This window comes from Parafrankia sp. FMc2 (genome assembly GCF_041008525.1).
Lineage (GTDB): Bacteria > Actinomycetota > Actinomycetes > Frankiales > Frankiaceae > Parafrankia.
Window position 1 is genome coordinate 142,310 of sequence record NZ_JBFLUG010000003.1, and the last position, 21,321, is coordinate 163,630.

Genomic DNA, 21,321 nt, shown 5'->3' on the forward strand with positions numbered 1-21,321 from the left:
GCGGCGAATCGGATGCCTCGCGTGCCGTCAACGTGGCACCTTCCCCCGGTATGAGCGAAGGCACGGAAGGCACGGCGCGCCCGGCAGGCACCGATCGGGCCGCGTCCGCGGGACAGTCGGCACTCGAGGAGCACGCGGGCCAGGTCGCGCTGGTGACCGGCGCCGCGGCCGGGATCGGGGCCGCCTGCGCACGTCGGCTCGCTGCCGCCGGCGCCTTCGTCGTCCTCGCCGACCAGGACATCGCCACGGCGAAGGATGTCGCCGCCCAGATCGAGGGCGCCGGGGGCGGTGCCCTGGTCCTGGAGGTGAACGTCGCCGACCCGGAGTCGGTGCTGGGCGCCGTCCGGACCACTGTGGAGCTCCAGGGCCGCCTCGACCTGGCGGTCAACAACGCCGGCGTGGCCACCGAGCGGGCACCGCTGGAGGACACCCCGCTGTCCGACTGGGACAGGGTGCTCGCGGTGAATCTCTCCGGGGTCTTCTACAGCCTGCGGGCGGAGATCCCGGCGATGCTCGCGAACGGCGGCGGCTCGATCGTCAACATGGCCTCCGTGCTGGGCACCGTCGGCCTCCAGGGAACCCCCGCCTACGTCGCCGCCAAGCACGGCGTCATCGGCCTGACCAGGGTGGCGGCGCTGGACAACGCGACCCGCAACATCCGGGTCAACGCGGTGGCACCCGGGTTCATCGACACCGGGATGGTCCACGGGCAGCGCGGCGCGCGGTTCTTCCAGCCGACGAACCGGCTGGGGACCGCCGACGAGGTCGCCGAGGTCGTCAGCTTCCTGCTGTCGCCCCGGGCCTCACTGGTCACCGGCAGCGTCTACTCGGCCGACGGCGGATTCACCGCCCGCTGACGCCATCGCCCCGACCTCGCCGGCCTCCTGGGTCTCCTGGGTCTCCTCGGCATCCTCGGTCTCGCCGACCTCCCCGTCCCAGCGGGCGCGGCCGAGGTCGACCCGGTCGCCGCCGCGGCCCAGCGGCGTGCCGTCGGCCCGCAGCCGCCGCAGGGCCTCGGCCGGTGCGCTCGGGTTGGGCTCCCCGGACGCCCGGATCACGCGGTGCCACGGGACGTCGTCCTCGTCGCCGAACCGGGCCAGGACGGTCCCCACCGTGCGCGCGGTGCCAGCACCGACGTACTCGGCGACGTCCCCGTAGGTCATGACCCTGCCTGGGGGGATACGCGCGACGGTGTCCAGCACAGCCAGCGCGTAGGGGGTCGGCGCGCCGCCGGCGTGGATCCGCGCCGCGGCGACGGGTCCGGGCCCGAAGCCAGAAGCTTCGGGCCCGGACCCGGTCCGCCCGCCGGTGGGGGCGGTCAGTAGACCGGCAGGGTCTTGTCCACCTGGGTGGCCCAGGCGGTCACCCCGCCCTGGACGTGCACGGCCGAGGAGAAGCCGGCCGCCTTCAGGGTGGCCAGCGCCTCGGCGGAGCGCACGCCGCTCTTGCAGTAGACGACCACCCGCCGGTCCTGCGGCAGCTCGGACAGGTGCGCCGGCAGGTCACCCTTGGGGATCAGGCGCGCGCCGGGGATCCGCACGATCTCCCACTCCGCGGGCTCGCGGACATCCACCAGCTCGATCGGCTCCCCGCCGTCCAGGATGCCCTTCAGCTCGGCGGCGGTGATCGTCGAACCGGAGGCGGCCTGCTGGGCCTCCTCGGAGACCACACCGCAGAACGCCTCGTAGTCGATGAGCTCGGTGATCGACGGGTTCTTGCCGCACAGCGGGCACTCCGGATCCTTGCGGACCTTGATGGAGCGGTAGGACATCTCGAGGGCGTCGTAGACCATCAGCCGGCCGACGAGCGGGTCGCCGACGCCGGTCAGCAGCTTGATCGCCTCCGTGGTCTGGATCGCCCCGATCGAGGCGCACAGCACCCCGAGCACACCGCCCTCGGCGCAGGACGGGACCATCCCGGGCGGCGGGGGCTCCGGGTAGAGGCAGCGGTAGCAGGGGCCGTGCTCCGCCCAGAAGACGCTCGCCTGCCCGTCGAACCGGTAGATCGAGCCCCAGACGTACGGCTTGCCCAGCAGCACGGCCGCGTCGTTGACCAGGTAGCGGGTCGCGAAGTTGTCCGTGCCGTCGACGATCAGGTCGTACTGGCTGAAGATCTCCTTCACGTTGGAGGTGTCCAGCCGGGTCTCGTGGATCACGACGTTCACGTACGGGTTGATCTCGCGGACGGAGTCGCGCGCCGACTCGGCCTTGCTGCGGCCGACGTCCGACTGCCCGTGGATGATCTGGCGCTGCAGGTTCGACTCGTCCACGACGTCGAACTCGACGATGCCCAGCGTGCCGACACCCGCCGCCGCCAGGTACATCAGCGTCGGTGAGCCGAGGCCGCCGGCGCCCACCGCGAGCACCTTGGCGTTCTTGAGTCGCTTCTGCCCGTCCATCGCGACGTCGGGGATGATCAGATGCCGCGAGTACCGGCGGACCTCGTCGACGGTCAGCCCCTCGGCGGGGGAGACCAGGGGCGGTAGTGACACGTTGCTCCTCGCCTTCTGAAGTCTTACCACCCGACGATGCCACAGCCGCCCGCTCCGGCAGCCGTGATCGACGGCTCGCGTGGCCCCGGGCCGGCCACACCGCGGACGGCACCCGAGGTCCTCCCCCGGTGCAGCGCATGCCGGCGGCGCGATGTTCCCGCCAGCCGGGTTCCCACCCGCGGTGTTCCCCGCCGGCCGGTGTTCCCGCCCACCGAGCCGGGCACCCACGCTCCGGGGGGGCGTCAGGCCGAGCGGCGGGTGGAGCGCGGGCCCGCCTCCTTCTCCGCGGCCACCTCCGGCTTCCTCTTCGCTCTCGTGCCAGCTCCCGTGCCCCCGCGCGCGCTCGCCTTCGTCCCGCCGGCCTTCGCGCCGCCCGCCTTCGCCCCGCTGGTCCCACTCTTCGTCCCACTCTTCGCACCGGTGCTTCTGGCGCCGGAACTCCTCGCACCGCCGCTCCTGGCTCCGCCGCTCCTGGCACCCGCGCCGCCGTGACTCGCCCGGCCCCTTCGTGCCGCCGGCGTGGCGTCGGCGGAGCCGTCGGCGGAGCCGTCGGCGGAGGCGCCAGCGGAACCGTCGTCCCGCCCCTGGCGGGCAGCCTCGATGCTCGCCCGCAGCGCCGCCATCAGGTCACCCGTCGGCCCGGCGGCCTCCTCCCCCGCCGCGGGGCTGACGACCTCCCGGCCGGCGATCCTGGCGTCGATGACGGCCTGCAGCGCCTCGCGGTAGCCGTCGCGGAACCTGGTCGGGTCGAAGTCGGCGGCGCGGGTCTCGATCAGCGACGTCACCATCGCCAGCTCCTGCGGCCGGACGTCCACGTCGTCGGACAGGAAGTCGAACTCGGGCTCACGTACCTCGTCCGGCCACAGCATCGTCTCCAGGACGAACACGTCGTCCCGGACCCGCAGGATGGCGAGCTGCTCACGCTGGCGCAGCGCGACCTTCACCAGCGCGACCCGCCCCGAGCCGGCGAGCGCGTCCCGCAGCAGGACGTACGGCTTGACGCCCAGACGGTCCGGCTCGAGGTAGTAGCTCTTCGCGAAGTAGATGGGGTCGACCTGGTCGAGGGGCACGAACTCCAGGACGTCGATGGCACGGGACGTCGTCAGGGGCAGGTTGGCGAAGTCCTCGTCGGTGAGGACGACCGTCTCGCCGTCGGGCAGCTCGTAGCCCTTGGCGATGTCCGCGTACTGGACCTCCGCGCCGTCGCTCTCGGCCACCCGCCGGTACCGGATCCGCACGCCGTCCGCACGCCTGACCTGGTGGAACGAGACGTCCCGTTCCTGGGTGGCGGAGTACAGGCGGACCGGGATCGACACCAGGCCGAACGAGATCGCACCCTTCCAGATCGAACGCATGTCCCGCCCCTCACGTCGCATCAACCCAATGGTGTCCCACTGGAAGACCACGGGAAAACCCACGGGTCGGCCCGTGTATCAGCGTCGCCGACGGCGGGTATCGGAGCCTGGCGGCCAAACGGTGACCAGCTGGGCCGCGCAACACGACCAGGCGGCCACGAACAAGGCCACTGACGAGTCCGCCGACGAGCGACGAGCGATGAGGGAGCGACGCGATGAGGTCATCGACCGAGCGGCTGCTGGACGTCCCGGACGCGGACGCCGCCGAGCAGTCCCGGGACCTGCGCCCGCCGTCCGCCGGGGAGGGCGAGGGCCAGGCCGCCGACGCCTCGCCCGGCACCGCCGGCGGCGCTGCCGAGGCCGACGAGTTCGACGCGGTCGAACAGCGCCTCGTCGTCGAGCAGGACGACGAGGAGGAGTACCGGTAGACGAGGAGGAATACCGGTAGACGGGGCCGACGGAGCAGGGGGAACCGGGTGGTCCGGGCGCAGTGGTGGGCAACGGGAGGATCAAGGCCCGGGCGCGGGTAGTGTTGGCACGATGTCGACGTGGCTGCGCACCGACGGCCCGCGTGTGTTCGACGGACGCCGGTGACCTGCCAGGAGGTGCGCGGGTGACAGCCGAACCTGTGGTGCCCGGACCTGCGGCATCACCGTCGCGCCCGGGAAGGACGCCCCGGCTGCCCCGTACCGCCCGGCGTTTCCAGCTTCTGGGCGCGGCCAGGGAGGTCTTCGTCGCCCAGGGCTACCACGCGGCGGCGATGGACGAGATCGCCGAGCGGGCCGGCGTCAGCAAGCCCGTCCTCTACCAGCACTTCCCCGGCAAGCTCGACCTCTATCTGGCGCTGCTGGACGAGCACTCGGAGCGGCTGATCTCGGCCGTGCGGGCGGCGCTCGCCTCGACGTCCGACAACCACGTGCGCGTCGAGCGGTCGGTCCGGGCCTACTTCGACTTCGTCAGCGACCCGAGCGGCGCGCACCAGCTCGTCCTGGAGTCCGACCTGCGCAGTGAGCCCGCCGTGCGGCAGCGGGTCGAGGACAACTTCGCCCAGTGTGTGCGTGCCATCGCGGCCACCATCGTCGCGGACACCGGCCTCGGCCAGGACGAGGCCGATCTGCTCGCGGTCGGGCTGGTCGGCCAGGCCGAGTCGGGGGCACGCTGGTGGCTGCTGCGCGGTGCCGCGATATCGAAGGAGCGCGCCGTGGAGCAGCTGGTGGAGCTGGCCTGGCGTGGGATCGCCGGGTACCCCCGTCAGGTGCCCCCCGCCGAGAACGCGTAGCTCCGGTCACGGCCCTGGTCCCCGGTACCGATCCGCCCGGTGGCGGTGGCATCGGCGTGTGCCGGGAGCGAACAGCGGTCCCGCGGGCCCGTCCCGGGGCCGGAAGGCCATAGTGTGGGCGCTGATCGTCCGACGGAGGCAGCCGTCACCGTCGGCACGCGCCCCAGCAAACTCGACCACGCGGAGGTCATCGAGTGGAGGTCAAGATCGGGATCAAGCAGGTCGGTCGCGAGCTGGTACTGGAGAGCAGCCAGTCACCGGAGGCGGTCGCCGCGTTGATCGACGAGGCGGTCGGCGGCAAGACCGGGCTTCTCACCCTCGTGGACGAGAAGGGGCGCCGGGTCGTCGTCCCGGTCGACGCGCTCGCCTACGTCGAGATCGCCGAGTCCGAGTCTCGCCGGGTCGGTTTCGGCACCGCCTGACAGCGGCATGAGCCGGCTGGCCGCCGCCGTGACGCTGGCCGCGGTCAGCCGGAGCACACCTGGTCAGGCCCGGAGCCGGAGCACATCCGAGCCCGGAGCTCAGGCGGAGAGGCCGAGGGCGGACATCCGCCGGCCGTGCGCGGCCATGATGCGGTTGAAGATGGCGGCGATCTGCTCCAGGTCACCGACCCCGGCGAGCAGGCTCGTCAGCGCGTCCCGGTCGACCGCGACCCGCTGGGCCTGCGTCAGCGCCTCACCGACCAGACGACGCGCCCACAGCGCGAGGCGGCCGGCGACCGCCGGGTTGCTGTCGATGGCGGCGCGCACCCGGTCGACAGCGAAGGCCGCGTGGCCGGCGTCGGCGAGCACGCTCAGGACCAGTGCCTGCGGGCCCGGCTCGAGCCGGCCGGCGATCTCCCGGTAGAAGTCCGCCGCGATGCTGTCACCCACGTAGGCCTTGACGAGGCTTTCCAGCCAGTCCGACGGGGCCGTCAGGTTGTGGAAGGCCGTCAGCGCGGGCACGAACGGCGCCATCGCCTGCTCCATGTCCACGCCGAGCCGGGTCAGCTCCCGCTCGATGGCCTCGAAATGCGCGAACTCGGCCGCCGCCATCCGGCCCAGTGCGATCTTGTCGGCCAGGGCCGGAGCCATCCGGGCATCCGTCGCCATCCGCTCGAAGGCGGTCAGCTCACCGAACGCCAGCAGACCCAGCAGGTCGACGAGGGCGGGGTCCGCCGTTCCCGGTCTGACGGGCTCTCCGGTGGCGTCGGCCGTGGGCGCGGCGGCACGGGTGCCGGCGTTCACGTCGGTGGGAACGGATCCGGTGCGGGTCTGCGAAGTCTGCGCCACAGCGTGATTCTGGCACCTCCCGATGCTCCGCCCGTCGCCTCTGTCCGCGGCGGCGCCCCGGGTCGCGGCCTGCGGATGCCGGTGGCCGCCAGGAGTCGATCGGGCCTGATCGGGGGGCCGGTCGCAGTGGTGTCCGAGAGATGTCAGCGACCGTTGCCGGACGGGTCGGCGACGGCGGAAGCCGTGCCGCGGGGCACTCGCAACCACGAAATCCAGCGGCCATCGGGCGTGCCCGGCAACGACTTCGTGGGCCAGCCTGGCCGGGAACCTTGCAATATCACACCCACTCGGGGCGGCACACGGGTTATCCTGGGCTCAGCCGGTGGTCATCACACCACCCAGCCAACAGGCCGCTGATCGACTGACGCCGCCCCGGGGAATCGGGCCGCTGGCGCCGCGCGGCGAATCGCGAGCGGGTTCAGCGAACGGACACCGCTCAGAGCAGACCAGGAGTGTCCCGCTGTCCGTCACAGACACACCATCGACCGACTCTGAAACCACCAGCCCCACCGAAGCCGTCAGCGAGTCCCCGGCCGGCCTGACAGACCAGGCCCCGGAGCAGGCTCCGCAGGAGGCCCCGCTGTTCGCCGAGATCGGCGTCCGCGCGGAGACCGTTGCGGCACTCGCCGAGGTCGGCATCCTCCGGCCGTTCGCCATCCAGGCGCTGACTCTCCCGCTGGCGCTCGCCCGTACCGACATCATCGGGCAGGCGCGCACCGGCACCGGCAAGACCCTCGCCTTCGGCATCCCCGTCGTCCAGGTCGCCACGGCCAAGGACGAGGGCGCGACCGGGCGCCCGCAGGCCCTCGTCGTCGTTCCCACCCGTGAGCTGTGCGTACAGGTCACCGCGGACATCGCCCGCGCCGGCCTCGGCCGCGCGCTGCGGGTGCTGGCGGTGTACGGCGGCCGTGCCTACGAGCCGCAGCTCAGCGCGCTGCGCGTCGGCGTCGACATCGTCGTCGGCACGCCGGGCCGGCTGCTCGACCTGGCCCGGCAGAAGGTGCTCGATCTCAGCGAGGTCCGCACCCTGATCCTCGACGAGGCCGACGAGATGCTCGACCTCGGCTTCCTGCCGGACGTCGAGCGCATCATCGCGTTCCTGCCGGCCGACCGGCACACGATGCTGTTCTCCGCGACGATGCCCGGCCCGGTCATCTCGCTGGCCCGCCGGTTCATGACGCGGCCGGTACACGTCCGCGCCGAGCAGCCGGACGAGGGCAGGACCGTACCGAACACCCAGCAGCACGTCTTCCGCGCCCACGCGCTGGACAAGATGGAGGTGCTGGCCCGCCTCCTCCAGGCGGCGGACCGCGGCCTCGCCATGGTCTTCGTCCGCACCCGCCGCACGGCGGACAAGGTGGCGGAGGACCTGGCCCGACGCGGCTTCGCCGCCGCAGCCGTCCACGGCGATCTCGGCCAGGGCCAGCGTGAGCAGGCCCTGCGCGCCTTCCGCGCCGGCAAGGTCGACGTGCTCGTCGCCACCGACGTGGCCGCCCGCGGCATCGACGTCGGCGGCGTCACCCACGTCGTGAACTACCAGTGCCCCGAGGACGAGAACGTCTACCTGCACCGCATCGGCCGCACCGGCCGGGCCGGCGGCAGCGGTGTCGCGATCACCTTCGTGGACTGGGACGACCTCCCCCGGTGGACGCTGGTGAACCGCGCGCTGGCACTGCCGTTCGAGGAGCCGCTGGAGACCTACTCCACCTCGGCGCACCTGTTCGAGCTGCTGGGGATCCCGGCCGAGGTGAAGGGCACGCTGCCGCACGCCGCCCGCACCCGGGCCGGGCTCGCCGCCGAAGAGGTCGAGGACCTCGGCGGCGGTGGCCGGCGCGGCAGCCGGCCGCGCACCCGCGAGCGGGGCACCGAGGAGCAGCCGGCCCGTCCCGCGCGCACCCGCGTACGCCAGCGCACCCGCGGTGCCGGCGCTGCCGCCGCGGCGAGCGGGCTCAGCGTGGCCGGAGCCGACGGGGCGCCCGGCGACCCGAGCGTGGACGCCGGCCCCGACGCCGACGTGACGGATCTGGCCGGTACTCCGGCCGGTGGCGTCACCGACGGTTCCGTCGCCGAGGTCCATGTGCTGGGCGGCGAGACGACCATGCGGCACGACAGCGTGTCCGCGGAGGCGGACGAGGACGGTCTCGACCTCGCCTCCACCGATCCGTCCGCCGAGCCGGCCCGCCGGCGGCGCCGTCGGCGCGGTGGTCGCGGGCGCGGCACCGGCTCCGGCACCGTTCGCGACACGAGCTCGGAGCCGGGCAGTGACGGCGACGTCGGTTCCGACGCCGACGACCACGCCCCCCGGGCCGAATCCGCCTGACACACCCGCACGAAACCGCAGGGCTCCGGTGACATCCGGGGCTCTGCGGCATGTCCGGGGCTCTGCGGCACGTCTGGAGCCCTGCGGCACGTCAGGGCCTGGCGCGCAGCGCTATCCGCACCCAGCTGGGCCGTCCGCAGGCCGGGCAGCGCAGGAGCGACGGGTGTCGCAGCGGCAACGGCAGGTGCATGCTCGGGGTGAGCACCAGAAGCGCTCTCCACAGGCCGACCGCGCTGCTGCGACCGCAGCGGGAGCAGGCGATGGCGAGTGTCGGCCGCCGGCTCCCGGGCGGCCGCACCCCGCTGTAGAGGGCTCGCTTACCGTGCGCGTCGCGGCCGATCGAGGCCCCGCGCCCGCGGGCACTGTCGGTCGCCGGCATGTCGACGACCCGCTCCCGCAGCGGCACGGGCCTGGAGGCAGGGATGCCGGCGCCGCCCCGCCCGGTGCCGCCCAACCCGGCGCCGCTCACCGCCCCGTCCGTGCGGGCACCGCCGGTGTCCTGCCCGGACGCGCTACGGATACCCCCCGCCGTCCCCCGCGGGCGCAGGCGCTCGAAGCCTGCTGACGCGCGCGGGTTCACACCGGCGCGCCGGATACGGCGGCGCCCGGCCCGACAGTCCGCGCGGGCGGGCGGGCCACGGGGGGCACCGGTGGCCGCCCGTCGGGCAGCCGCCGCGGCCCGCCCCGGCCAGGACCGGTGCCAGGTCCGGTGCCAGCAGTGATGCCGGAGCCGGAGCCGGAGTCCTGTCCGGCGATGGCGCGGGCATGCGCCCGGTACGCCTCCGCCCCTTTCGAGCGGGACGCGGTGGTGAGGATCGAGCGGCCCAGACCGGGTGCCTCGGCGAAACGCACCGACCGGGCGATCGGCGGCTCGAGGATCGTGACCTCGTAGCGGGTGGCGACGTCCAGCATGACGGCGCGGCTGTGCGCGGTACGCGCGTCGAAGAGGGTGGGCAGGACCCCACGGACCCGCAGCCGCGGGTTCGTCAGCCGCTGGACGTCCGCGACCGTGTCGAGCAGCTGCCCGACCCCGCGGTGGGAGAGCGTCTCGCACTGCAGCGGGATGACGACCTCGTCCGCGGCCGTCAGCCCGTTGATGGTCAGGACGCCGAGCGACGGAGGGCAGTCGACGAGGACGAAGTCGTACTGGTCGGCGACCTCGTCGAGGGCGAGGCGAAGCACGTGCTCCCGCCCGGTGCGGGACAGCAGAATCGCCTCGCAGCCGGCCAGCTCGATGGTGGCGGGCAGCAGATCGGCGCCGTCGGGGGTCGGGCGGGTGACGATCCCGGCGGGCAGCCGGCCGAGGAGCACGTCATGGACGGAGAGTTCCAGCACGTCGGGGTCGAGGCCGAGGGAGAAGGTCAGGCACGCCTGCGGGTCGAGGTCCACCAGCAGGACACGCTGACCGAGCTCGCTCAACGCGGCGCCGAGGCTCGCCACCGAGGTGGTCTTGGCCACGCCACCCTTCTGGTTGGCTACAGCGAGAACCCGGGCCACACCGATCAGTGTGGCAACTGAAACAGCCTGACGACAACACTATGTGTGACTGAATCTTGCGCTGGCGGCAACCGTGGGGACGAAACCGCCCAAGCGGGGACGCACCAAGGGCGCCTTTCGTGAGATCTCCGGAGCATTGGTGCCGCGAGCCGTGTTCCGGGCGCTACCGGGGGCAGGGCCCCCTCCGGGGCAGCGCGCACAGCGCACAGCTCACACCCACCAGGCCGACCAGAGGGAGCCATCAGCATGCTTGAGGCCGCCGGCTATCTGCTCGTGGCCGTGCTCCTGATCGCCGGCAACGCACTGTTCGTCGCGGCCGAGTTCGCGCTGGTGGCCGTCGAGCCGCACCAGGTCGCCGAGGACGCCGAGGCGGGCGAGCGCCGCGCCGGCGTCGTACTGGGAGCGGTGCGGTCGCTGTCGTTCCAGCTCTCCGGCGCCCAGCTGGGCATCACGGCGACGTCCCTTGCCGTCGGGTATCTCGCCGAGCCCGCCATCGCCACCCTGCTGCGGCCGCCGCTGGAGGCGATCGGGCTGCCGCCGGCACCGAGCGGGTTCGTCGCCATCACCCTGGCTCTGGTGCTGGCGACCGTGACGCAGATGGTCTTCGGCGAGCTGGTCCCGAAGAACTGGGCGATCTCCGAGCCGGTACGGGTCGCCCGGGCGGTCGCGCCGGCGCAGGTGCTGTTCTCCCGGGTCTTCCGGCCGCTGATCAGCCTGCTCAACGGGGCCGCGAACGTGCTGGTGAGGGCGGTGGGCGTCGAGCCGCAGGACGAGCTGCGCACTGGCCGTTCCTCCGAGGAGCTGGGATCGATCGTGGCGTCGTCCGCCGAGCACGGGACGCTCCCGGTCACCACGGCCTCCCTGCTGAGCAGATCACTGCGGTTCGGTGACCGCCACGCGTCGGACGTCATGACACCCCGGATGCGGACCGTGTTCGTCCACGCCGACACGTCTCTCGCGGAGCTGCTCGGGCTCGCCGAGCGGACCGGCCTGTCCCGCTTCCCCGTCCTGCGCGCCGGGCGGGGCACCACTCCCCGCAGCGGCGACGCCGCGGGCGTCGAACAGGCCAACGCCGGCGGCCACACCAACGCCGGCGGCCACACCAACGCCGGCGACCGCGCCAACGCCGGCGACGACGCCAACGCCGGCGACAGCAGGAACGACGGAGACGCCTACGACGTGATCGGTGTCGTCCACGTCAAGGACGCGTTCCGGGCGCCCCCGGCGGAACGCGCCCGCCGCGGCGTCACGGAGTTCATGGTCGAGCCGTTGCTGGTCCCCGCGTCGCTGCACTGCGAGGTCCTGCTGCACCGACTGCGCCGCGGCGGCCTCCAGCTCGCCGTCGTGATCGACGAGTACGGCGGGATGGACGGCATCGTGACCATGGAGGATCTCGTCGAGGAACTGGTCGGCGAGGTCGACGACGAGCACGATCGGCCGGCGTCGCCGGACGTGGTGGCCCTCTCCGCCGGCCAGTGGCTGCTGTCCGGCCTGCTGCGCCTGGACGAGGTGCGGGAGGAGACCGGCATCAGCCTGCCCGACGGCCCGTACGAGACCGTCGGCGGCCTAGTTCTGGCCCGGCTCGGCCGCCTCGGGAAGCCGCAGGATGTCGCGGTCGTGGACCACAACGAGCTCGTCGTCGTCGCGGTCGACGGCCGGCGCATCGACCGCGTCCGCCTCGTCGCCGCGCCGACCGCGGGGGCAGCCACGACCGCTGCGACCACCGCGGGCCGGGCGGACCACCGATGAACCTGCTGGCTCTCGCCGCCGGGCTGCTCCTGCTCGCCGGGAACGCCTTCTTCGTCGGGGCCGAGTTCGCGCTGATCTCTGCACGCCGTGACCGCGTCGAACCGCTCGTCGCAAGCGGCGACAAGCGCGCGGCCGCCGTCCTGGCGCACATGGAGCACCTCTCCCCCATGCTCGCCGCCACCCAGCTCGGCATCACCGTGTGCTCGCTGGCGCTGGGCTCCGTCGCCGAGCCGGCGATGGCCCACCTGCTGGAATCGGGCCTGGACGCCGCCCACGTTCCGTCCGACGCCCAGCATGTGATCGCGTTCGCGATCGCCCTGCTCATCGTCGTCTCGCTGCACATGGTCCTCGGCGAGATGGTCCCGAAGAACCTCTCCATCGCCGGGCCGGAGCGCGCCGCGCTCTGGCTGGGCCCTCCCCTGTTCGCGTTCGCCCGCGTCACGCGCCCGTTCATCATGTTTCTGAACGCCTTCGCGAACGCGATCCTGCGGCTGCTGCGCGTCGATCCGCAGGACGAGCTGGCCTCCGCCTACACCCCGCAGGAGCTCGGGGCGCTGATCGGGCAGTCCCGGCAGGAGGGCCTGCTGCACCCGGGCGAGCACGAGCTCCTCACACACGCCCTGCAACTGTCCGGCCGCACCGCCCGCTCGGTGATGGTGCCGCTCGCGGACACCGTGACCGTCCCGTGGACGGTCACGGCCACCGAGCTGGAGCGGAGGGTGGCCGAAACCGGGTTCTCCCGCTTCCCGGTCCGTGCCGACGCCGAGCTGGCCGGCTTCCTGCACGCGAAGGACGTCCTGGGGATTCCGGCGGAGGCCCGGGACGAACCGCTGCCGCCTCGGCGCCTGCGGCCGATGGCGCGGATACCCGTGGACCTGAACCTCGACGAGGTCCTGCGGCTCATGCAGCGGACGAGGAGCCATCTCGGCCGCGCCGTGGACGCGACCGGCGCCACTCTCGGCGTCGTGGCGATGGAGGACGTCGTGGAGGAGTTCGTCGGCGAGGTCGAGGACGCGAGCCATCGCGATACCGACGCGGCGGACACCGCCGATGCCGCCAGCCCCTGACAGTGGGAACCCACCGCCGGCTCCGGCCCGTGACCGCCGTTCCGGCCGGGCCCGCGGTGCAGGCGAGCCCGGCCGATCAGACGAGCGCGACCCGGCCGGACGGTGCGGGTCGGGTACAACCGCCGTGCCTGGTCAGCCCGCGGCCGGCGCGGCGCTCTGGACGACCTCGAACGACCACAGGGTGGCCCCGCTTGCGGCCGGTCCGCCGTGGCCCGGCTGGCCGCCGTGACCGCCCGGGGCACCGTTGCCGGCCGGGGCACCGTTGCCGGCCGGGGCAGCTGTGGGCGCTCCGCCGGGATGGCCGTGGGCCCCAGGCGCGGCCTCGGCGCCCGCGGCCCGGTGCCCCTCGCTGAAGGCCATCGAGGACTGCCACTTCTGGAAGTCCTCCTCGCTGCGCCAACGGGTGTAGACGAGGTAGGTGTCGGTTCCTTCCAGGGGCCGCAGGAGCTCGAACCACTCGAATCCGTCGGCCTTCTCGACCATCCCGGCGCGGCCGGCGAACCGCGACTCCAACGTCTCCCGCATCGCCGGGGGAACCGTCAGGACATTGATCTTCACGACACTCATGTCCGCCACGGTAGTGCGCGGCGGGACGCTGCGGCGGGGCCGGCCCCACGACCGTCCCATGCCTGTCGGGGCTGGCGACCGAGCCGGCGCCAGCAGCGGCACGTGCGGGAGACCGGCGTCCGGGCCGGTGCCCGGGAGGCCCCGCCACCACCGCCGGCAGTGGTCACTACAGTCGGCGGACGTGTCCCGTCTCCCCCGTCTCGCCGTGCTCATCGAGGCCGGCGCTGTTTCCCAGGACCCCTCTCCCCGGAGCCCGTCCCGCGCGAGTGCGGACCCGCAGGCACGCGGTTACGCCGGGGCGACCGCGCTCGTCTCCCTCGTCGACAGCGGGCTGGACGCGATCGCCGTGGTCGCGGGTGGCGCCGGCCTGGCAGCCCGCGCGGCAGCCCGGGAGCTTGGTGAGTTCGGCCTCGTCGACCGGCTCACTGTGCTGCCCGAGCCGCTCGTGCTGCGCGCCGGGCCTGGCGGACGCCGCCCCTTCACCGTGCTGGGCGGTGCGCCGCAGCACGGGCCGGAGCAGCTGCCCGATCAGGACGCGGTCGTGCTGGTCGGCCCGCCGGCCGGCATCGGACCGGTGCGCTGGGACACCCCTGGGCCGCCACCGCCGCCCGAGCTCGTCCGCGGAGCCGATGGCTTCTTCGGCGGTGTCTTCCACCCTGAGCTGGAAGGCGTGTTCCGGGTCTCATCCGATCCGGAGCTGGCCGGGCCGCAGGGGCGGTGGATCGGCGAGTACGTGCGGGGGCGGTACCTGCTCCCGTCCCGTTCGGTGATGGTGTGCGGCGCCGGACGGGTCGCGGGCCTTCCTGGGCGAGGTGGGCTGGTCTCGAGGCCGGACGGGCAGGCTGCCGCTGCCAGCCGGCGCTACCTGAAGGCGCTCGCGAAGGAGATACGCCGAGGCCACGCCCGCGCGTCCCGCGCCGGTTACCCGCTGCCCGTACCCGCCTGCCAGGCCTGACTCGGCCCGGCAACCGCCGGGGACCCGGAGCCTCCGAACTCGGTGTCACCGGATTCGGAGTCACCGGATTCGGAGTCACCGGATTCGGAGTCACCCGCGCCGGGGGCTGCACGGGCGGCCGAGGCCGGCCCGGCGGCCGCGGCAGCCTCGGCGGCGGCGGTGACATACACCGGCGGCGGCTCGGGCTCGGGCTGGCGGCGCCAGACCGAAAGCTGACACAGGCCAGGCTCGACGGTCCAGGTGCGGCCGTCGAGGTGGTCCTCGATGCGGAGGGGAAGCCGCGCCCCGGGTTCCGCAGCCCGGCGGTGCCCCCAGGCGTGGGCCGCGTCCCAGCTTTCGAAGACACCCACGAACTGGTCGTCCCCGTCGAACACCTGGTAGCGGCAGGCCTCGGCGACCGAGCGGTCGATCTCGGCACCGCCCCGGCCGCCGCCCACCGCCCCGGTGGTTCCCCCCGTCTCAGCCAGTCGGGCCGCACCGGCTGCGCCAGCCGGCCCGACCCGGCCCACCGACCCGGCGGCCCAACCCACCGGCCCGGCGGCGCCCGCGGTGTGCACTGGACCCGCGGCTCGCGGGACACCGACCGAACGCGCCCCGAGGGCCCCGTCAGGACCCGCGAACACCGATCCGACGAACCCGCTGGACCTCGATCCGGTCGCACCCACCGCGTGGGCGCCTACCCAGCCCTCCATCACGATCACCCCGTCCACCAGCGACGACGCCCCGTGAGGGCGGGCCGACCTGGCCACCAAAAGCAAGATACCGGACACTCAGTGTCAGTCTGGCCATGCGATCGGCGCACATGCATTCACCATGATTGTGCATCCATTGTTTCAAGGCGCCGGCAACTTATGCTGAGATCATGACCCTCAGGCTACATTGGCACGCAAACCGTTATATTCAGCAAACTATTTAAATGGACACAAACTCGTGGTAACCCCGCGGCGGCGGAGATCGCTCCCTGTTTGGTGTACTCAGCTCCGTACGCCGCGCGTCCCGCGGGTATGCCCCGGCGCTGCCGAAAACACCGCGACACGGGGTGTACAGGCCAGGTGTATGCCCCGGCCGGGCAACAGCCGGGCAGGGATGACGCGCAGAGCGCCCACGAAAACAGCCACAGAGAGGCACCATGTCCGAGCTCACCATCGGGGGAAGTCCCACAGTGCGCCGCCGGCGGCTCGGCGCCGAGCTCCGCCGGCTACGCGAGCAGGCCGGCCTGTCCGCGGACGACGCCGCACGCCACCTGGAATGCTCGCCGTCGAAGATCAGCCGGGTCGAGACCGGGCGGACCCCGGCACGCATCCGCGACGTTCGCGACCTGCTCGAGCTCTACGGGCTCCACGACACTCCCGAACGGGAGACCCTGCTGGACCTGGTGCGCCAGTCGAAGGAGCAGGGCTGGTGGCAGTCGTTCGGGGATGCCGTTCCGGAGTGGCTGGAGACTCTGATCGGTCTGGAGGGCGACGCCGACACCATCCTCACCTACGAGTCCGTGCTGGTCCCCGGGCTGCTGCAGACCGAGGAGTACGCCCGCGCCCTCGCACTGGACTTCGACCGGGACGGCTCACCGACCGACGCCGAGCGCACGGTGGCGCTCAAGCGGGAGCGGCAGAAGCGGAGCGGCCGGAGCGGCCGGCCGCTGGTCCACGCGCTCCTCGACGAGGCGGTCCTGCGCCGGCCGGTGGGCGGGCCGGACGTCCTGCGCGGGCAGCTGGAGCACCTGCTCGCGGAGGCGGCCCGCGGGCGCGTCATCATCCAGGTGATCCCGTTCCAGGCCGGCGGCTACCCGGCTCAGGGCTTTCCGTTCACTCTTTTCGAGTTCCCCGACACGCGGGACCAGCCTGTGGTCTATCTGGAAGCTCTCTCCGGCGCGGTCTACCTGGAAAAGGCACACGAGGTGCGCCGCTATAAGGTCGCGTTCGAGAAACTGCGGGCCTGCTCTCTCGGTCCTGACGAGGCAGGTGCCATGATCATGCGCATAGTCGAGAAGGTGAAACAGGGTGAAGGCATACACGGCCAGCGGCGGTAAGGGTGGCTTCGAGTCTCTCCACTGGAGGACGAGCAGCCACAGCCAGCCGCGCGGGAACTGTGTCGAATGGGCACCCGGAACGGGTTCCGCCTACGTTCGCGACTCCAAGGACCGCGCCGGAGGCACTCTTGAGTTCTCCGGGCGGTCGTGGTCGTCGTTCGTCAGCGCCGTCCGCGCCGGCGACCTGGCCTGACGGAACCAGCCGGGGCTGATCAGCCCGCCGTCCGGCTCGTCGCGGTGCCTCCCGAGGGCCGCGATCGGCCGGCGGCGGGGCGCTGCTGGGCGGCGCAGGCGGCAGCCACCTGCGCCGGCGTCGGCACAGGTCACGATGCCGACGACATCTCTGACGCCTCCGAGGCGCCCAACGCGCCGGAACCTGCTGCCGTCAGATCGTCAGGTCGAACTCGCCGTCGGCGAGTCCGGCGATGAAGTCGTCCCACTCCGCGTCGGTGAACAGCAGGACAGGGCCGACCGGCCGGTCGGAGTCCCGCATCGCCATGCCGCCAGGGATCCGCGCCACCTCCACGCGGTTGGGCTCATCGCCCTCCGGACGGGCCGAACGCCATGAGGCGGTGGCGAGGTCGCGATGGGAGAGATCGAACTTGCGCGGCACCGGAACAGCCCCTGACCTGTCTGAAACGGACATCTGGACCCGGCCGCCGGGCGGCGAGCGACACGCCCCGGACCGCGTCACCCCTGCGGGTAAGGGTAGAAGGCGCGGCGCCTGAAACCGGGTAGGAGCATCGGCGCGTCACTCGCCCGGCATCAACCTGCCACCCGCGGTCACTCGCCCAGCCCGGCCCAGGGCTCGCGGTCAGGCGTGACCTCCCGCCCCTGCGGGCAGTGCCGCCGGAAGTCGCACCAGGAACAGAGCGTGCCGGGCCGGGGCGGGAAGGCCGCGTCGCGGTCGGCCCCGGCCCGCAGCCGCTCGGTCGCCTCGGTGACGTCCCGCGCCACGGACTCGGCGCGCCGCACATGACGGGCCAGCGACTCCTCGGTGTGCTCGGCGGCGGCGACCGACCCGGTCGGCAGATGGTGCAGCTCCACCCGGCGGCACGGGGTCCGCAGCATCCGCCCGGCGGCGAGCGCGTACAGGGCCAGCGCGGACGAGCCGCGGGCGTCGGCGTCGTCGAGGGGGCGCCGGCCCGTCTTGTAGTCGACCACAACGAGCTCACCGCCGCGCTCGTCGAGGCGGTCGACGCGGCCGTGGAAGGCCAGCTGCTCTGTCCGGGTCGCCACCTGGCGCTCGACCGCGCGCGGCTCGGCCGCCGGGTCAAGACCGGCGGTGTACCCCTCCACCATCGCGGCGGCGCGCTCCCGCCAGGCCGCGGACTGTGCACTGTCGCGGAAGCCGTCCTCGACCCAGGCCGTCCGCAGCAGGGAGCCGGCGCGCTCCGGGGTGCGGGCCGGCAGTGGCACCTCCCACCAGCGGTGCAGCGTGTTGTGCACGCTGATACCCAGGGATGTGTGCGCCCACGGCGGGCCCTTGGGCGGGGCCGGCCGATCCAGGTAGATCATCCGGTACTTCCGCGGGCAGTCCTCGAACGCCGCCAGGCGGGACGGGGTGCAGGAGAACAGCCGACGGGGCATCCCGGCCAGCTCCATCTGGTCCATCAGCCGATCATCTCACCGCCGTGACTCGCGCCAGGTCTCACATACGTACCTTCTGGACGGCGCGAACCCCGCCTGGCATGCTCGGTCCATGCGGTTCGTTGGGTCTCAGGCGCGCGCGATGGCGCTGCCGACCGGGACCGCACCACGGGCCGGGCGCGGGCGGCCGGTGGCCGGCCGGGTCGACCCTCGTCCACCGCAAGCGTTTTATGGGGGCCGGGTACGGTCCCCGCACTGCCGCTGATCCCACGCGGCTCCGCGCCAGACCGCAGCCCGGCAACCCCCGGGCCCTTCGTGGCGCGGGTAACGCCGAGCCCTACCGAAGGGCCCCCACCGTGACGAACGTCGTCGACGCCTCCAGCTCCGCCGCCGCGGCCGGCAATGCCGCGTCCGCCGAGCCCGAGACGGCCGCCGCGCCCGCCGCCGTGCCGACCATCTCCTCCATCGACGAGGGTCGCCACCTCATCGATGACATCGACGCCAGGCTGCGCGCGCTGGTGAGCACCCGCCAGGAGCTGTCCCGCCAGGTGCAGGCCCTGCGGGCCGAGGCCGGTGGGCCGCGGGTACAGCACGGGCGGGAGAACGCGATCATCTCCTCCTGGGCGGACGAGCTCGGCCCCCGGGGAGCCGAGATCGCGCTCGCCGTGCTGACCCTCTGCCGCGGCAACCTCCCGTAGGCCCCTCGGCCTCCCGCCGGCTCGCCGCCCGACCTGGTCAGTCCGGTCTGCGGGACCTGCCGGACCTGGCTGGGCCACTGACACCGCCGCGCGGGGCCGCCGTCTCCTCCGGGCGCTGGCGGCGTTCCCGCCGGTCCCTGCGCGTCCGCTCCCCGCGAGCCCCGGCACCCCCGTCGGAGTTCGCGCTGTCAAGGTCGGCGAGCAGGGCCTTCAGCTCGGAGCGCAGGAAGTCCCGGCTGGCCAGCTCGCCGATGGAGACCCGCATCGCGGCCAGTTCCCGCGCCAGGTACCCGGTGTCGTCCTGGAGGCGCACCGAGGTCTCCCTGTCCTGCGCGAGGTTCGCGCGGTCCCGGTCATCCTGCCGGTTCTGCGCCAGCAGGATGAGCGGCGCCGCGTAGGCCGCCTGCAGTGACAGGGCGAGGGTCAGGAAGATGAACGGGTAGTTGTCGAAGCGCGCCGGCGGCGGCGCGACGATGTTGTAGACGACCCACACCACGACCACGACGGTCTGCGCGGCGATGAAGCGGGCGGTGCCGAGGAACCGCGCGATCCGCTCGGCGGCACGCCCGAACGTCTCCGGCTCGTAGCTGGGCCGCAGATGGGCCCGGCGCGTCGGGCGCGGCTGGTCGAGACGCTCGCCGCGCCTGCGCAGCAGTCTGGTCACGAGCCCGCCGGATCGCCGACCGGTGACACGCCGGTCGGTGGGGCGCCGACAGCCGCCCGCGGCGCGCCCGGCCCGGTCCGGTTCACGGCATCCGAGGCGAGCTGGCGTTCCCTCCAGTCGGAGGGGAGCAGGTGGTCCAGCACGTCGTCCACGGTCACCACCCCCACCAGGCGTCCCGCGTCGTCGAGGACGGGCGCCGCGACCAGGTTGTACGAGGCCAGGTGACGTGTCACCTCAGGTAGCGGGGTGTCCGGGCGCAGCGGGGTGATGTCGACGTCGATGACGCCGCCCACCAGCGTGCTGGGCGGCTCCCGCAGCAGCCGCTGGAAGTGCGCGAGCCCCAGGTAACGCCCGGTCGGCGTCTCGTACGGCGGGCGCACCACGTACACCTGGGCGGCGAGTGCCGGGGAGAGCTCGGGTTCACGCACCCGCGCCAGTGCCTCGGCGACCGTGGCGTTCGGGGCCAGCACCACCGGCTCGCTGGTCATCATGCCGCCGGCGGTGTCGTCGGCGTAGACCAGCAGCCGGCGCACCGGCGCCGCCTCCTCGGGCTCCATCAGGCGCAGCAGCCGCTCGGCCTCGTCGGTGGGCAGCTCACCCAGCAGGTCAGCGGCGTCGTCCGGGCCCATGGCCTCCAACACGTCGGCGGCCCGCTCCGCGGCGAGGCCACCGAGCAGCTCCACCTGCTCCTCCTCGGGGAGCTCCTCGAGGACGTCCGCCAGCCGCTCGTCGTCGAGCGCCGCCGCGACCTCCGCGCGCCGTTTGCTCGACAGATGGTGCAGCAGTGACGCCAGGTCGGCGGGGCGCAGCCGCTCGAAGGCGGCCAGCAGGTTGGCCGCGCCCTGGCCCTCCTCCGGCAGCGTGAAGCCGGTGACCTCGTCCCAGCCGACGGTCCGGACCTCGCCACGGCGCCCCTTGCCGACCCGCACCGCGACCTGGTCGAGGAGCCAGTCCCCGCCGCGGGTCGGCTCGATGGCGGCATCGACGACGGTCACCTCGCGCCCCTGCGGGGCGGTGCCGTCCACGGACGGCTCCACCCGCGGCGGCAGCAGCGTGACCCGGCGGTCGAGCAGCTCGGCGAGTACCCGGGTCTCGTTCGGGCGCTGCGCGAAACGGCGCCAGCTCAGCCGCGCCGAGGAGAGCACCACGGCGCCGGACTCGACGCCGGTGACCCGGGAGATCGGCACGAAGATGGGGCGCCGCTGGACCTCCACGGCCAAGCCGAGGACCCGCGGGGGCTCGTGGCCCAGCCGCAGCGTGACGATCACATCGTGGACCCGGCCGACCTGGTCGCCGTTCGGGTCCAGGACCAGCAGCCCGGCGAGGCGCCGGCAGTAGACCCTGGAGGGGCCCTGTCGCGCTGTCACCGCCGCCCTCCCGCGAGGCGTGCACCGGCCAGGCGGCCGTCAGGGGCGGGGGAAACCGGGGCCGGCGCCGCGTGCGACGGTGCCGGAGGCGCAGGGGTCACGGCCGGAGGCTACCCGCGCGCCGCCCGTCCGCAACACGCCGGGACGCGAGACCGCGCGCATCACATCAGGCCGCACCCGTCAGCCGCCGTGCCGCGGCTGCCGTGCCGCGGCTGCCATGCCCGTCGGCCGCCATGACACAGCCGCCATGACACAGCCGCCATGCCACGGCCGCGCCGGAGGTGGCCTAGTACTCCAGCCGGACTTTAGTGATCATTTTGATCTGATGGGTCATGGTTGAGATGCGACGTTGAGGTGGAGCCGGTCCAGGCACGCAAGAGGCCACCGGTGATCATCGAGGTTTGTGACGACTCTCGAAGATC

The 21,321-nt window shown here is 73.3% G+C and carries 23 protein-coding genes; 11 read left to right on the plus strand and 12 right to left on the minus strand.

The window, feature by feature from the left end:
* Positions 1–50 precede the first annotated feature (50 nt).
* Positions 51–857, plus strand: coding sequence for an SDR family NAD(P)-dependent oxidoreductase (locus tag AB1460_RS02510; protein WP_368958895.1), 807 nt, complete (start codon positions 51–53; stop codon positions 855–857).
* Here AB1460_RS02510 and AB1460_RS02515 read toward each other — a convergent pair.
* The 3 genes from AB1460_RS02515 to AB1460_RS02525 form a co-directional block, all read right to left on the minus strand.
* Positions 804–1,202: an MGMT family protein gene (locus AB1460_RS02515; RefSeq protein ID WP_420497169.1), complete on the minus strand. Its 399-nt coding sequence runs from the start codon at positions 1,200–1,202 to the stop codon at positions 804–806. The two genes, AB1460_RS02510 and AB1460_RS02515, sit on opposite strands and share 54 nt — an antisense overlap.
* A 116-nt stretch (positions 1,203–1,318) precedes the next feature.
* The gene (moeZ, locus tag AB1460_RS02520; protein ID WP_018634527.1) at positions 1,319–2,491 is read right to left on the minus strand and encodes an adenylyltransferase/sulfurtransferase MoeZ; all 1,173 of its coding nucleotides are present in this window, start codon (positions 2,489–2,491) and stop codon (positions 1,319–1,321) included.
* Between the two features lie 242 nt (positions 2,492–2,733).
* Entirely contained in the window at positions 2,734–3,846 is a 1,113-nt protein-coding gene (locus tag AB1460_RS02525; RefSeq protein WP_368958897.1) for a Ku protein, read from the minus strand.
* 215 nt (positions 3,847–4,061) lie between these two features.
* Between AB1460_RS02525 and AB1460_RS02530 the strand changes: the two genes are divergently transcribed.
* The 3 genes from AB1460_RS02530 (at position 4,062) to AB1460_RS02540 (ending at position 5,547) form a co-directional block, all read left to right on the plus strand.
* On the plus strand, positions 4,062–4,274 hold the full coding sequence (locus AB1460_RS02530) for a hypothetical protein (protein ID WP_368958898.1): 213 nt from the start codon (positions 4,062–4,064) through the stop codon (positions 4,272–4,274).
* 185 nt (positions 4,275–4,459) lie between these two features.
* On the plus strand, positions 4,460–5,125 hold the full coding sequence (locus AB1460_RS02535) for a TetR/AcrR family transcriptional regulator (RefSeq protein ID WP_368958899.1): 666 nt from the start codon (positions 4,460–4,462) through the stop codon (positions 5,123–5,125).
* A gap of 194 nt (positions 5,126–5,319) precedes the next feature.
* The gene (locus tag AB1460_RS02540) at positions 5,320–5,547 is read left to right on the plus strand and encodes a DUF3107 domain-containing protein (RefSeq protein WP_071089244.1); all 228 of its coding nucleotides are present in this window, start codon (positions 5,320–5,322) and stop codon (positions 5,545–5,547) included.
* Positions 5,548–5,646: 99 nt separating this feature from the next.
* Here AB1460_RS02540 and AB1460_RS02545 read toward each other — a convergent pair whose 3' ends face one another.
* Positions 5,647–6,396, minus strand: coding sequence for a ferritin-like fold-containing protein (locus tag AB1460_RS02545; RefSeq protein ID WP_368958900.1), 750 nt, complete (start codon positions 6,394–6,396; stop codon positions 5,647–5,649).
* A gap of 580 nt (positions 6,397–6,976) precedes the next feature.
* Between AB1460_RS02545 and AB1460_RS02550 the strand changes: the two genes are divergently transcribed.
* A complete protein-coding gene (locus AB1460_RS02550) occupies positions 6,977–8,716 on the plus strand; it encodes a DEAD/DEAH box helicase (protein ID WP_368958924.1) in 1,740 nt (579 codons plus the stop codon).
* A gap of 91 nt (positions 8,717–8,807) precedes the next feature.
* Here the strand turns inward: AB1460_RS02550 and AB1460_RS02555 are convergent, their stop codons facing one another.
* Positions 8,808–9,185, minus strand: a complete 378-nt coding sequence (locus AB1460_RS02555; RefSeq protein WP_368958901.1) for a hypothetical protein — start codon at positions 9,183–9,185, stop codon at positions 8,808–8,810.
* 107 nt (positions 9,186–9,292) lie between these two features.
* Positions 9,293–10,213 (minus strand): ParA family protein, encoded by a 921-nt coding sequence (locus AB1460_RS02560; RefSeq protein WP_368958902.1) that lies wholly within the window; start codon positions 10,211–10,213, stop codon positions 9,293–9,295.
* Positions 10,214–10,459: 246 nt separating this feature from the next.
* On the opposite strand from AB1460_RS02560, the gene AB1460_RS02565 reads away from it, so the two are divergent.
* Positions 10,460–11,962, plus strand: coding sequence for a hemolysin family protein (locus AB1460_RS02565; protein ID WP_368958903.1), 1,503 nt, complete (start codon positions 10,460–10,462; stop codon positions 11,960–11,962).
* Complete coding sequence (locus tag AB1460_RS02570; protein ID WP_368958904.1) at positions 11,959–13,029, plus strand: hemolysin family protein; 1,071 nt, start codon at positions 11,959–11,961, stop codon at positions 13,027–13,029. The genes AB1460_RS02565 and AB1460_RS02570 overlap by 4 nt, the downstream gene beginning before the upstream one ends.
* Positions 13,030–13,161: 132 nt before the next feature.
* Here the strand turns inward: AB1460_RS02570 and AB1460_RS02575 are convergent, their stop codons facing one another.
* The gene (locus tag AB1460_RS02575) at positions 13,162–13,596 is read right to left on the minus strand and encodes an antibiotic biosynthesis monooxygenase family protein (protein ID WP_368958905.1); all 435 of its coding nucleotides are present in this window, start codon (positions 13,594–13,596) and stop codon (positions 13,162–13,164) included.
* 181 nt (positions 13,597–13,777) lie between these two features.
* Here AB1460_RS02575 and AB1460_RS02580 point away from each other — a divergent pair, with 181 nt between their 5' ends.
* A complete protein-coding gene (locus tag AB1460_RS02580) occupies positions 13,778–14,551 on the plus strand; it encodes a hypothetical protein (RefSeq protein WP_368958906.1) in 774 nt (257 codons plus the stop codon).
* Here the strand turns inward: AB1460_RS02580 and AB1460_RS02585 are convergent.
* Entirely contained in the window at positions 14,518–15,321 is an 804-nt protein-coding gene (locus AB1460_RS02585; protein ID WP_368958907.1) for a hypothetical protein, read from the minus strand. The two genes, AB1460_RS02580 and AB1460_RS02585, sit on opposite strands and share 34 nt — an antisense overlap.
* 359 nt (positions 15,322–15,680) lie before the next feature.
* Here AB1460_RS02585 and AB1460_RS02590 point away from each other — a divergent pair, with 359 nt between their 5' ends.
* Positions 15,681–16,580, plus strand: a complete 900-nt coding sequence (locus AB1460_RS02590; RefSeq protein WP_368958908.1) for a helix-turn-helix domain-containing protein — start codon at positions 15,681–15,683, stop codon at positions 16,578–16,580.
* Complete coding sequence (locus tag AB1460_RS02595) at positions 16,552–16,773, plus strand: DUF397 domain-containing protein (protein ID WP_368958909.1); 222 nt, start codon at positions 16,552–16,554, stop codon at positions 16,771–16,773. Before AB1460_RS02590 ends, AB1460_RS02595 begins: the two co-directional genes overlap by 29 nt.
* Positions 16,774–16,965: 192 nt before the next feature.
* Here the strand turns inward: AB1460_RS02595 and AB1460_RS02600 are convergent, their stop codons facing one another.
* Together AB1460_RS02600 and AB1460_RS02605 are read right to left on the minus strand one after the other, a co-directional pair.
* Positions 16,966–17,193: a DUF397 domain-containing protein gene (locus tag AB1460_RS02600; RefSeq protein WP_071089227.1), complete on the minus strand. Its 228-nt coding sequence runs from the start codon at positions 17,191–17,193 to the stop codon at positions 16,966–16,968.
* Positions 17,194–17,363: 170 nt separating this feature from the next.
* The gene (locus AB1460_RS02605; RefSeq protein ID WP_368958911.1) at positions 17,364–18,194 is read right to left on the minus strand and encodes a RecB family exonuclease; all 831 of its coding nucleotides are present in this window, start codon (positions 18,192–18,194) and stop codon (positions 17,364–17,366) included.
* Between the two features lie 332 nt (positions 18,195–18,526).
* Here AB1460_RS02605 and AB1460_RS02610 point away from each other — a divergent pair, with 332 nt between their 5' ends.
* Complete coding sequence (locus AB1460_RS02610) at positions 18,527–18,868, plus strand: chorismate mutase (RefSeq protein WP_368958912.1); 342 nt, start codon at positions 18,527–18,529, stop codon at positions 18,866–18,868.
* A gap of 37 nt (positions 18,869–18,905) precedes the next feature.
* On the opposite strand, the gene AB1460_RS02615 is transcribed toward AB1460_RS02610, so the two are convergent.
* Positions 18,906–19,532, minus strand: coding sequence for a DUF1003 domain-containing protein (locus AB1460_RS02615; RefSeq protein WP_368958913.1), 627 nt, complete (start codon positions 19,530–19,532; stop codon positions 18,906–18,908).
* Positions 19,529–20,899, minus strand: a complete 1,371-nt coding sequence (locus AB1460_RS02620) for a magnesium transporter MgtE N-terminal domain-containing protein (RefSeq protein WP_368958914.1) — start codon at positions 20,897–20,899, stop codon at positions 19,529–19,531. The genes AB1460_RS02615 and AB1460_RS02620 overlap by 4 nt, the downstream gene beginning before the upstream one ends.
* Between the last annotated feature and the right edge of the window lie 422 nt (positions 20,900–21,321).

Coding starts and splice junctions, on each gene's coding strand:
- AB1460_RS02510 (WP_368958895.1), top strand. CDS start 51: ATGAGCGAAGGCACGGAAGGCACGGCGCGCCCGGCAGGCACCGATCGG.
- AB1460_RS02525 (WP_368958897.1), bottom strand. CDS start 3,846: ATGCGTTCGATCTGGAAGGGTGCGATCTCGTTCGGCCTGGTGTCGATC.
- AB1460_RS02530 (WP_368958898.1), top strand. CDS start 4,062: ATGAGGTCATCGACCGAGCGGCTGCTGGACGTCCCGGACGCGGACGCC.
- AB1460_RS02565 (WP_368958903.1), top strand. CDS start 10,460: ATGCTTGAGGCCGCCGGCTATCTGCTCGTGGCCGTGCTCCTGATCGCC.
- AB1460_RS02570 (WP_368958904.1), top strand. CDS start 11,959: ATGAACCTGCTGGCTCTCGCCGCCGGGCTGCTCCTGCTCGCCGGGAAC.
- AB1460_RS02575 (WP_368958905.1), bottom strand. CDS start 13,596: ATGAGTGTCGTGAAGATCAATGTCCTGACGGTTCCCCCGGCGATGCGG.
- AB1460_RS02590 (WP_368958908.1), top strand. CDS start 15,681: ATGTCCGAGCTCACCATCGGGGGAAGTCCCACAGTGCGCCGCCGGCGG.
- AB1460_RS02605 (WP_368958911.1), bottom strand. CDS start 18,194: ATGGACCAGATGGAGCTGGCCGGGATGCCCCGTCGGCTGTTCTCCTGC.